This window comes from Flavobacterium crocinum (assembly GCF_003122385.1).
GTDB lineage: Bacteria > Bacteroidota > Bacteroidia > Flavobacteriales > Flavobacteriaceae > Flavobacterium > Flavobacterium crocinum.
Window position 1 is genome coordinate 2129373 of sequence record NZ_CP029255.1, and the last position, 12208, is coordinate 2141580.

General features: G+C 35.8%; 4 protein-coding genes. All 4 read left to right on the forward strand.

Going from position 1 to position 12208, the window contains the following annotated elements; translation table 11 throughout:
• The first annotated feature begins 28 nt into the window (after nt 1–28).
• The 4 genes from HYN56_RS09780 (at nt 29) to HYN56_RS09795 (ending at nt 12207) form a co-directional block, all read left to right on the forward strand.
• Entirely contained in the window at nt 29–9880 is a 9852-nt protein-coding gene (locus HYN56_RS09780) for a SpvB/TcaC N-terminal domain-containing protein (RefSeq protein WP_109192004.1), read from the forward strand.
• Between the two features lie 23 nt (nt 9881–9903).
• Nucleotides 9904–10530 carry a hypothetical protein gene (locus HYN56_RS09785; protein ID WP_109192005.1) on the forward strand — a complete coding sequence of 209 codons (627 nt, stop codon included), beginning with the start codon at nt 9904–9906 and terminating at the stop codon, nt 10528–10530.
• A 136-nt stretch (nt 10531–10666) separates the two neighbouring features.
• Nucleotides 10667–11644 carry an RHS repeat domain-containing protein gene (locus HYN56_RS09790; RefSeq protein WP_240622684.1) on the forward strand — a complete coding sequence of 326 codons (978 nt, stop codon included), beginning with the start codon at nt 10667–10669 and terminating at the stop codon, nt 11642–11644.
• Nucleotides 11641–12207 carry a hypothetical protein gene (locus tag HYN56_RS09795; protein WP_109192006.1) on the forward strand — a complete coding sequence of 189 codons (567 nt, stop codon included), beginning with the start codon at nt 11641–11643 and terminating at the stop codon, nt 12205–12207. Before HYN56_RS09790 ends, HYN56_RS09795 begins: the two co-directional genes overlap by 4 nt.
• Nucleotide 12208: the final 1 nt, after the last annotated feature.

The following is a 12208-nucleotide window of genomic DNA, read 5'->3' on the forward strand; positions in this document are numbered from 1 at the left end:
GATTGCCTCAAATCGATTTAAACTGCTTATGAAAAATAGAATTATAATATTGGTGTTTTTAATAGGTGCATTTTTGTTTGCCGCGAATATTGGCGAATATAAAATTACATCGTTATTTTCTGAAAACAAGCCGGAAGAAAAAACAGTTTCAGTTTTGGATTCGACGGTTGTTCTAAAAAATGAAAATAAAACCACAAAATTATTCACAGCTGATATCCAGGAAGGAATTATTGGAGCAGATAATCCTGAAGATATTGATGATGCCTACGATAATGTTTTTCATTTAAAGGTTGATGAACTTCCGGTACAAAATGAAAATGCTTATTTAGAATATGAGTTATTCGGTTACGATCAGGCGGCTTCTATTTCAAGAAGTTTAAATAACCAGCCCAGTATTGGGGGACAATTTTTGTCTCATCAAAAAACATGGACAACACAGTCCGAATTATTATCTGAAAAGTCATTACGAAAAGGCGACAACGTACTTTTATTTACTGCTCCTGAAGAAACTGCAAATGGATATAAGATTAGAAATGTACGAATAGTATATAAAAATGGAAACCAGATTTCTGATTTCACACTGTTAAAAACAGCTGATAAATTATACATCAAAGGAGCTAATTTTCCTTCGCAGATTAAAAAAATGACTATTGCAGGAATTGTGGTAGATATGAACCAGCCAGAATTTGAATTGGTTTTGGATGCTCAGCAAGCGGGAGAATCAATATCGGTACAAAAAGAAACGGTTTCGGGAGTTATTGTAAATGAAAAAATAGAAGTAAAGCATTTTTCTAAAGTAGAAGGTTTCAGACCTATTGAAAACGCAAAAGAACGTATTTCAAAAGTCATCAATTTCGAAACAGCGAATTCTTTAGAATATAAAGATTTCCTGGCGTTTTTTCCTGCTGGATCTTTAAAAAGCAATATAAAAGTTTCTGTAAGTGGTTTACGTAAAATTGATATTGCACCTTTAAACTCGGCAATGGTTAATGTTACGGCTGTAAATGCCGGTTTTCGTTTATTGCCACACGGAACTATTTTTGAAAAAGCCGTGACACTTTCGCTTCCATACGATAAAACGACCATTCCGGAAGGGTACACAGAGAAAGATATCAATGTATTTTATTTTGACGAAAACAAACGTCTTTGGCAGGAAGTAACCAAAGATTCTCTTGATATTAAACAGGGAATTATTAAAGCCAAAACAACCCATTTTACCGATTTCATTGCGGGAATTATCAAAATGCCCGAATCTCCTGAAACTTCAGGTTATACGCCAACAAGTATTAAAGATTTAAAAGCAGCTAGTCCGTTAGTAGGAATTCAGTCTATTGCACCGCCTTCAGCAAATGGAAGAGGTACAATGAGTACTGGTTTTGCGATTGTTATTCCGAACGGAAGAGCAGGTCTACAGCCGTCTTTAAATTTGCAGTACGATAGTGATGGCGGCCACAGTTGGGCAGGAATGGGCTGGGATATTTCGGTTCCGGCAGTAAGTATTGAAACCCGTTGGGGAGCGCCAAGATATGATGCGGTTAACGAAACAGAAAGTTATGCTGTGGGAGGAGAAGCGTTGATCCCAAACTCACACAGAGCCGAATGGATTGTCAGAACTTCAGATAAACAATTTTATCCAAGACGAGAAAGTGCTTTTCAGCAAATTATCCGTAAAGGATCATCACCTAAAAATTACTATTGGGTGGTAAAAGATAAAAGTGGTGTAGCAAGTTATTATGGAGGAACACAATCCGGACTTGCCACAAATAGTGTTTTACAAGATGCGAATGGAAATATAGGACATTGGGCACTTTGTCTTCAGGTAGATTTAAAAGGAAATACAGTTGAATACGAATACGACAAACGCGACGGAGAACTCTATCTTAAAAAAGTATATTATACCGGTTTTGGTTCTCAAAAAGGAAATTACAGCGTTACTTTCGTAAAAAACTCAGATCTTGGAGAAGCAAACCGTCCGGATGCTCAGGTTTCGGCTAGGTTGGGTTTTAAACAGCTCAACAACCAATTATTACGAAAAATTGAAGTTCGTTACAAAAACGATATGATTCGTAGTTATGAATTGAAATTTAAGGAAGGTGCTTTCAAAAAAACTTTATTAGAATCGATTTCAGAATACGATTCTGAATCAAAATTATTTTATACGAATACTTTAGATTATTTTGATGATGTTCGGGATGCTTCGGGTAAATACAATCCGTTTGGACCGGAGCAGAATTGGAGTGTTCCTAACGATAATCTGAAAAACAGTTCTATTCCGTCTTTTAGTGATATACTTTTTTCAGGAAAACACTCTTTGGTAAGCAGTTCCGAAGGTTCTACAGAAGGAGTGAGTTACAGACTTGGAGTTGGTTTGGCAACAAACGCAGGAAGTTTAAAAGGCTTTACAGTTGGAGGACACGGAGGAAACAGCTGGGGTTCGTCTGATGTTGCCGTAATTTTAGAAGATCTTGACGGAGACGGACTTCCGGATAAAGTATTTAAAACCAAAAGCGGTGTGTATTACAGAAAGAACTTATCTGCTTCAGGGCAAAATTCTTTTGGTGATTTACAACAGCTGAACATCAGTGATGTTGGATATTCCAAATCGACTTCATTTAACTGGGGTGTCGATTTGAATTTAAAATTTGGAAATATTGGGTATGACGAACAGCGTTCGACCAATAAAACCAAAGTCTATTTTATGGATTTTAATGGTGATGGTCTGACGGATTTTGTTCGCAACGGACAAGTGTATTACAATCGTCTGGAAAACGGAATACCGACTTTTAGAAACAGCAGCACAGGAACTCCTTCTCCTGTATTTGGAGGCGGTAATGTAACTATTCCCGGTTATACTACGATTTCGGCAGAAGAAATAGAAAAACAAAATCCATTGCACGATGTGGTTCGTATGTGGGAAGCACCTGCAAAAGGAATTATTTCTGTTTCGCATCAATATCAATTAGTTCAGGAAACCACTCCCGAGCGAATAAAAGCACGTGCAGAATATGTAAACAATGCTGGTGATGATAAAGCAGACGGAGTTCGCTTGTATTTTCAAAAAGGAAATCAACTAATCTGGAATGAAGCAATTGGAGCAACCGATTATAATCTTAAAAACAGGCAAAATGCTTCACTTTCTGTCGAGAAAGGTGAACGATTGTATTTTAGGGTAAGTTCTGTAAAAGACGGAAATTTTGATACTGTAATTTGGGATCCGGTCATTACTTATTTACAGACCAAACAATACGACAGGGATTTAAACGGTAATCTTGCAGAAAGTGATTTTACTGTGCCTTCAGCTTTAAAAGATGTTAACGCTTATTCACTGGCATCCTATCAGGCAAGTACCGATTTCTTCAGCAGTTCTTTGGCAGGAAAAGTAGTTCCGACAGCCGGGAATGTTTTACTGAAAGGTATTTTGAACAAACCGGTAACTTCAGATCATATCAAATTAGTGATTACTAAAAGTTATTTGGATCAGAGTAATCCATCTGTTGTGGTTTTTGAAAAGACATTTTTGGCAAATGAAGTTGCGTCGTTTAATTTGGCTTCTGTAAGTCTGCCTTCATTTGAAGCAGAAACGCAGATTAGTTTAGCCTTACAGACGGAAACCAATATCAATTGGCAGACCGTTTCTTTTGCGCCAACAGTAACAGTTCCGGCTTATGTAGGCGGAGTAGCAGAAGAAGTTCCGATAGAAGTTTCTCATTTGTTGTACAATAAAAGAGAAGGAAATTATAATATGCCCGGAGTAATTTCTACTACAGGCGGAAAAGTAAAACTAAGCATTTTACCGCAGGATTTAATATTGGCAACCCCATTTCAGTATCCCGGAAATATCAATAATTACAATGGAGAGGTAATTATTTCGGCTAAACAAAATAATGTTTTACTGGCTCGTAATCGTTATCAGATTGCAGCAGGAACTATGGTGTTACTAAATAATGCTTTTGATAATTCAGTTAATTATCCGGATGCTGTTTTAGGTATACCAATTCAGTTAGAAATAACGGTATCCAATCAGCAGTCGATTACGATTCTAAAGAATTATCCAAAAGCCAATGCTTTAAATATTCAGGTTCAGGTAACCGATTTAAAAGATATTGCAGATCTTACAGATGATGTAATCTGGACCAAAACAACAGATGATTTTGCTATTTACAGCCTTTTAAATACTGATGAGAGAACGTTAGGATTGTATTATAGAAACTGGGGCGGATTTGTTATTAACGGAAATCTGGCTACCAACACTATAGACCAAACACAGTTAAAACAATCCGACGCTTACAATACCGAGCCGGATTTAAATAATACAGATCCTGAAAATTACGATGGTAAAGGTTATGAAGTGGCCAATAATTATTTTGTGTCATTAAATCCATCTTATACTAAAACCAAATGGGAAGGTTTAGAAGAAGGAATTTACATTAAAGGACCAACGATAGGAACTTCAAGACTTGGTGAAGATGATATCGCCGATTATACCGATTTTTCGCTTCCAAATTTACAGGGAGGAAGTACGACTGCACTTGATATGATTAACGAAAGCAAGAGTAAAAGTATTTCAGCGGGAGTTTCGGCAGGTCAGGCAAACATTGGTTACAGCAAATCCATAGACGGTGATTCGTATGTAACGCAGACCATGAGCGATTTCAATGGTGACCGTTTCCCGGATTATATTCGTGGAGGAAACATACAGCTAACAGCTCCTGTAGGAAAGGTTTCAGATGAAATAATTAATATTGGAGATAATTTCAGTCATTCTAAAACAAGTTCTGAGGGACCAAATTTTGGCGGAAGTTACAGTCACGGAGCACCTTCAAACTCTTTGAGTGTTACCGTTGCAAAAGCGGATGTGAAAGAGAAATCCTCTGAAGGAACTGCTTCAAAAGAAGCCGAAAAAGGAGGAAACAGCATTTCGGTAAGTGCTTCACAGGGGAAAGGTGAAGACCGTTCTGCAATGATACACAGCGATATTAACGGTGACGGACTTCCGGATAAAATCTCTGAAAACGGTGATGTTTATTTAAATACGGGTTATGGTTTTTTACCTGCTGAAAAATGGAATTTTAATACGCTGAATAAAGGAAATTCAATCGACTGGAGTGCCGGATTAGGATTTAGTATTAAGCAAGGTTCTATTTCTGGCGGAGCAAATTATGCCAGATCACAATCGGATAGCGATGAATCTTTTATGGATATTAACGGTGACGGACTTGGCGATAAAATTCGATATGTTGGCAATACCATGCTAGTTTCATTAAACTTAGGAAATGCTTTTGATGCGCCGGTTGTATATCCGAGATTTCCAGAAATGAGTCAAAATAAAGGGGTGAGTTACGGAATAAATGCCAATGTTTCTATTGATATAATTGCTTGGTTATTGCGTATTACGCCAACAATTGGAGGAAGTAAAGGTTGGAGTACAAATCGTTCTGAAGGAACTTTTACGGATATCGATGGTGATGGAAACCTGGATTATATTGTTTCTAAAGATGATGGACATCTGACAGCACAGCTTTCTAACATCAAAAGAACCAATAAACTAAAAAGCGTTAAAAATGGTGCAGGAAACAGCTATGTGGTAGATTACGAACTGACTAAACCAAGCTACGAAAATCCATCAGCAAAATGGGTTTTACAGTCGGTAGATGTTTTTGACGGACATACCGGAGATGGTATTGATCATTCGATAGCAAAATTCAGATACGAAGACGGCTTTCAGGATCGTCGTGAAAGAGATTTTTACGGATTCGGAAAAGTGATTCAGGAACAGATTGATGTTGCGGATAATTCTGTTTTTATGACGACAGTTCAGGAATTTTACAATCAGGATTATTTTAGAAAAAGTCTTTTAAGACACAGTTATACTTTAGACAAAAATGGCAAAATGCGTCAGGAGTCTGAAAACGAATACAGTTTTGTTGATGTGGCAACTCAGGCGAGCGTTCCGGTTTCAGAATTAAATTTACCTTCCTGTGATGCTAAAAGAATTTTCATAGGATTAATTCATGCCAATCAAAAAGTATACGAAGGAGGAAGTGAGTATTTAGAAACCAATACTTTCAATACTTATGATGCCAACGGAAATATTATTCAGTACGAAGATTTAGGAAATGGTTCTGCAGATGATAAAGTAACGGCAAAAATTAGCTATTACGAAAGTACTACACCATATTACGGTGGAATCCCAAAACAACTGGAAGTATTTACAACAGAAGGATTAAAGCGAAAAAGAGCTACAACAATCAATACTACAACGGCAGAAGTAACACAAATTAAAAATTACGCTGCTGCAGATAAAATTGCGATTACGGATATTGAATATGATACTTACGGAAACCTGCAAAAAATTACAGGACCATCAAATCATAAGGCACAGCGTATGACATTGGAATATGTATTTGATACTGAGAATCATCAATACATGACCGAAATCAAAGATGCATTTGGTTACCAGAATAAAATGGAGTATGATTACCGTTTTGGAATTCCGTTAAAAACAACTGATCGTAATGACCAAAGCACGATTTACACATTAGATGGAAAAGGTCGTATAGCAACTATTAAAGCACCTTATGAAATTGCTTCGGGTAAACCATACACGATTGCGTATGAATATTTTCCGGAAGCCAAAGTACCTTACGCTAAAACCAAAAATTACGATCCAGAGTTTGACAAGGATATTGAAACCTATACCTATACCGATGGTTTAGGAAGAGCTTTGCAGGTTAAAAAAACAGCCAGTTTGTTTACTCAGGCAGGCAGTGCCGATCAGGAAGCTCTTATCATTTCAGGAAAAACAATTTATGATGGATTGGGAAGAGCAACAACAAGCTACTACCCAACTACGACAACAACAATAGATAATAATTTCAGTACAGCAGTATCAAACGTAACACCGACTAAAACAGAGTACGATGAGGTAAGCCGTGCAGTAAAAGTAACGTTGCCAGACGGAAGTACCAATTCGACAGTTTTTGCAATAGAAAGTTATGATGGAGTTCCTGTTTTAAGAACAACTCAAACCGATGCTTTAAACAAAACAACTGGGACTTTTACCGATGCTACAGGACAAAATTTAGCCAGTATGCAGAACGATTTGATCACAAAGTTTGAAACCAATGCGCTGGGCGAAATGATCAAAGTAACCGATGCGATGGATCATATTACCCAAAGCAGTTACGACTGGTTAGGAAGACGTGTTGAGTTTACGCATCCAGATGCAGGAACAACAAAAATGGAATACGATTTGGCAGGTAACCTGACGACTCGTATCACACAGGATATTAAAAATACAGTTCCTAATGGTGGTGCTATACAATATGTATACAATTACAACCGTTTGGAAAGCATAAAATACCCTAAAAATCCGCAGAACAATGTACAGTACAATTACGGAAAAGCAGATGGAACCCCATCTCGCCGTGGCAGATTATGGTTTGTACAGGATGCCAGTGGTGGACAGGAGTTTTTCTATGGAAAATTAGGCGAGATCGAAAAAGAAATTAGAACACTTCGTATTACGCCAACCGATATACAAACCTATATCTCGCAATACGAATATGATACTTGGAACCGTATCCAAAAAATGACGTATCCTGATGGCGAAGTGGTCGAGTATACCTATAACCGCGCCGGAAATTTGCAAAGTATGCAGGGTAAAAAAGAAAGCCATACCTATGATTACATCAAACAATTAAGTTATGATGAATTTGAACAGCGCAAATATTTAAAATACGGAAACGACACCGAAACCAATTATACTTACGATCCTGTTATGCGCAGACTACAGCAGTTACAGGTAAAAAGCGGCACAAGACAAGTCATGAATAATGCCTACGGTTATGATTTGGTCGGAAATGTATTGAGTATAAAAAATACCGCGCCTGTAGTAAATAATACATTAGGAGGAACTTCTGCTCACGAATACCAATACGATGATTTTTACCGATTAAAGTCTGCAAAAGCAGTTTATCAAGGAGAGTTTACCAAGGCGAGTTATGAGCTGAATATGAGCTATAACAAAATGCATAATATTACCAAAAAAGATTTAATTCATACCGTAAACAATGAGCAGAAAGGTTATGTGTTAGATTACAATTACGATAACGAACTGCATCCTAACGCGCCGAATAAAATTGCCGAGACAGGAAAAGCAGAACCAAGACAATACGTTTACGACGGAAACGGAAACCCAACAAGTTACACCGAAGAAAAAAGCTTCAGAAAAATGACATGGGATGAAGATAATCGTTTAATGGGAATCAATGATAATGGAAGAATTCATCAATATACTTATGATGCAGGAGGAGAAAGAGTAATAAAAAGCTCAGGAGATTCTCAGAATGTAGCCATAAACGGCGAAACTGCAGCAACGATTGTGCATACTGATGATTACACGGGTTATGTTTCTCCGTATTTTGTGATTAGTAAAGGAAAGTTTACCAAACATTATTTTGAAGGTGCAGGACGAATTGTAAGTAAATTGGGCAATGGAGCATTTGCACAACCTTTGAAAATAACAGCAGGAGGTGTCAATTACGGCAAACTAACGGCAGAACAGCAAAAAGCATTAGACACTTATGTAAAAAGCTTAGGATTACCGCCAGGCCCGCCAACACAACAAGGAATTTATGCAACCCCAGAATTTACGGGTGATCCGTACCCTAGCGAAGTCATAAAACCGGTAGAAGAAAACCAGGAACCTCCCGAAGGATGGCCAAGAAACCCAATTTTCAATGCTCCGGGTGATGTGCCAGGACCTCCAGTACAGTTTGGACCTCCTGTAGAACCTACAACAGTAAAAGGCGGAGAAGGTTTTACCGGAACAGGAATGCCGGAAAATGATATTTTTTATTTTCATCCGGATCATTTGGGAAGTACTTCGTATATTACAACCAAAAACGGAAGCATAAGCCAGCATGTGGAGTATATTGCTTTTGGAGAGATTTTATTTGAGGAGCATTCATCTAGTTTTTCTTCACCTTATTTGTTTAATGGGAAGGAGTTGGATAGGGAAACGAATTTGAGTTATTATAGTGCGAGGTATTATGATGCTAAGACTAGTTTGTGGTTAAGTGTTGATCCAAAAATGGAAAAATATCCAGATATTGGTTCATATGTTTTTGTAGCCAATAACCCTCTCAATGCTGTTGATCCAAATGGGGAAGATATCGTCTTTTTTAACAATCAAGGGACTGAGATTCACCGTATAAAAAATGATAAAGTATTTGAAACATATGTTTCAAATCCAAAAGGTATAATTTATCCAGGAACATCTCCATTTGGAACTTTTGTTCAGGTACCAATGCCTAAGACAATACAGTCATATACAGATGGAAACGGAAACACTAAAAATACGACAGGTTCTAAATATCAGAAATTTGATTATATGATTGCAGCCCTAACTTATATTTTTAATCAAAACAAAGAAAAAGACATAGTGCCTACAACAGGAGGGAAAATGTTGTCAGATGCATCAACTAAAGTACCTGACCTAGACCCAACAATTGTTAAGGCTATAATTATGGAAGAGACTGTAATGGGAAGTGGTAAAAGCAGAGGAAGCAATGATCCTACCCAAGACATTATGCAGTCAAATGTTTATTATAGTTCAACGAGTAATGATTGGAATTCTGATAAAAAGCAATTTGGATTAACAAAAGGAGGGGGGGCAACACCTTCCCAAAGTATTAAGGCAGGTATTGGTATTTTGTTTCAAAAAGGTTTAAGAGATCCTAGTAACAAGGGTTATACTCAAACAAAAGAATGGTTTGGTGGTGAAAATTGGGAAAATGCTATTCGAGACTATAATGGCTCAAAAAGAAAAGAGGATTATAGGGACGATGTATTAAAAATGATTAATGAGGCGCAATAGTAAACAATTAAGAGAAAAATATAATGAAAAATATAGTGAATATAAAATATATATTAATTTCGTTAGCTGCTTTAGTATTTTACAGCTGTAATTTTTGTAAACAGGAAAAAAAAATCCACAGCAATGTTCGAAATGTTTCTTCGGAAAAGGTAGATAAAGAATTTTTTATGTTAAAAAATATAACAGATAGTATTTTGCAGTGTTTGTATCAAGATTCTACTAAAAGTTTTATCACAGGTGAAAAGAATTTTTTTGCCGTTTATAAATATTCGCAAAAAGGGAATAATTCTAAAATATATCAAGAAGTTCTAAAAAAAGAATTTGATTTAGATAATTCCGAATATATTTCTAGATTTCACGAATCTAAAATTAAATTAAATCCAACAGGGATTAATTTGAATGTAAAGATATTTGAAGATTCAGATATTAAGTATAATTCCTTTCCAGGTTATCAAAAAGTACTTTTGTTAAATGAAAATGCAAAAACAATATCGTTATATTTTTCCGATAGTTTAGTCTTTTCAAATGATAGAAAAATGCATATTTATATGAATGTTAGGGATAAAATTTTTGTTTCTAACTATGAGTATGATGTAAAGAAAGAATATTTTGTAAAAAAGAATGAGGAGTTGTATAAAAAAATAGAATAGTTGAACTACATGTTAGCAAATGTTTAAAATTAGATATTTTACAAAATAATGCTAAATTATAAATTTTGAACAATTGAAAGACGACTTGTTGGTCGTCTTTTTTGTTTTCCTCCCGTCTTTCTAGCAGATCCCTTTATTGTCAAAATGGTTTCGATATCATTTGGGAAGTACTTCGTATATTACAACTCGAAACGGTTCTATTTCGCAACATGTGGAGTACATCGCTTTTGGAGAGGTTTTGTTTGAGGAGCATTCTTCCTCATTTAGTTCGTCTTACCTTTTCAACGGAAAAGAATTGGATAGGGAGACGAATTTGAGTTATTATAGTGCGAGGTATTATGATGCTAAGACTAGTTTGTGGTTGAATATTGATCCTTTGGCGGAGAAAATGCCAGCTTATGGTACTTATGTATTCAATTTTAATAACCCAGTTCGTTTTACTGATCCAACAGGTTTAGAAGGAGAAGATAGTATTGATCCACCGAGTAAGAAAAAAGATTTTGATCTATCTAAACAGGATGGTTTTTATAGAAGACATGGGGATTACGTGAATTCTGATTCAAAAGGTTTTTCGGGTGTTACTATTGGTTATAATAAGGAAAAAAAGAATTTTTCCACTAAAAGTAATGTGAAATTATTTAATGTTGAAGGTAAAAATGTAAGTGGTCGATATTCTAAGTCACTTTCTGCAAAAGCTAGAGGGATTCACGGGGAAACGAAAAATAGATTAGGCACTGAAGACTTTAATATTTTCTATAATGCAGAAGGCTCTGTTTTATATGCTGAAGCAACTGCAGATAATGGTATATTAACAGGAGAGACGGGGAAATATGGATTTAATTTTGGAGGAGGTGCTGAAGCAGGAGCATTTAAAGGAGAAGTGAATTCTGGAGTAACTTATTTTGGTTTTAAAATGGCAACAACTAAAGGAGGGTGTATTGAATGTGTAGGTGCTGCAGCAAACGTTGGAATATATTTTGATGCTAAAAAAGGAAATTTAGTAATAAAGGGTACTGAAATGTTAGGTCTCGAAATTGGAGCAAAACTTGGAGTTTTGGTAGAGATACCGATCGTAAAAATCACAGAAAAAGTAGTTAAAACATTTAATAAATGATAAAGTTGTCTAAACAAGCTAATAAATTAGCTTTGTGTTGTATTTTGGGAGCATTTATTCTAATATTTATATTAGGCTCTTTGGATTTATGGGGAATAGATTTTAATAAGAAGATTGTTGATTTTTTTAAAACGGCGCTCCTTGTTTCGCTTCCTTTTTTAGGTTATTGGGCTGCAATCAAATTGGTTAATCCGAAAGGTGTCAGTAATGTAAATTTGCTATCGAATACAAAAAAAATCAGAGTCAGTTGCTACATAACAAAAGGTTTTATAGAACGTAATAATCAGATATCTTTTGTGAGGTTTTTTTTTGACGATCAAGTTATGTATATGTATTTTAGTAATTTCATAGGTATATATGAAGGGCCCTTTTATATTAAAAGAGAGATTGAAGCTGAATCCGGTATGTTTTATATAGATTCGATAAGTACTTATGTAAATGGTGAATTAACAATTGAAGTAAAACCTAAAAATTCATTAGATCCTTTTTATAAGTTAGTTTTAAAAAATGTTACTAAACCCGATTATGATTTGCTTATAGAGAATAGTAATAAAATTTTATAAA

Bases quoted from the DNA above. Each gene is read 5' to 3' on its own strand.
- HYN56_RS09795 (WP_109192006.1), top strand. From the start codon at position 11,641: ATGATAAAGTTGTCTAAACAAGCTAATAAATTAGCTTTGTGTTGTATT.
- HYN56_RS09785 (WP_109192005.1), top strand. From the start codon at position 9,904: ATGAAAAATATAGTGAATATAAAATATATATTAATTTCGTTAGCTGCT.
- HYN56_RS09780 (WP_109192004.1), top strand. From the start codon at position 29: ATGAAAAATAGAATTATAATATTGGTGTTTTTAATAGGTGCATTTTTG.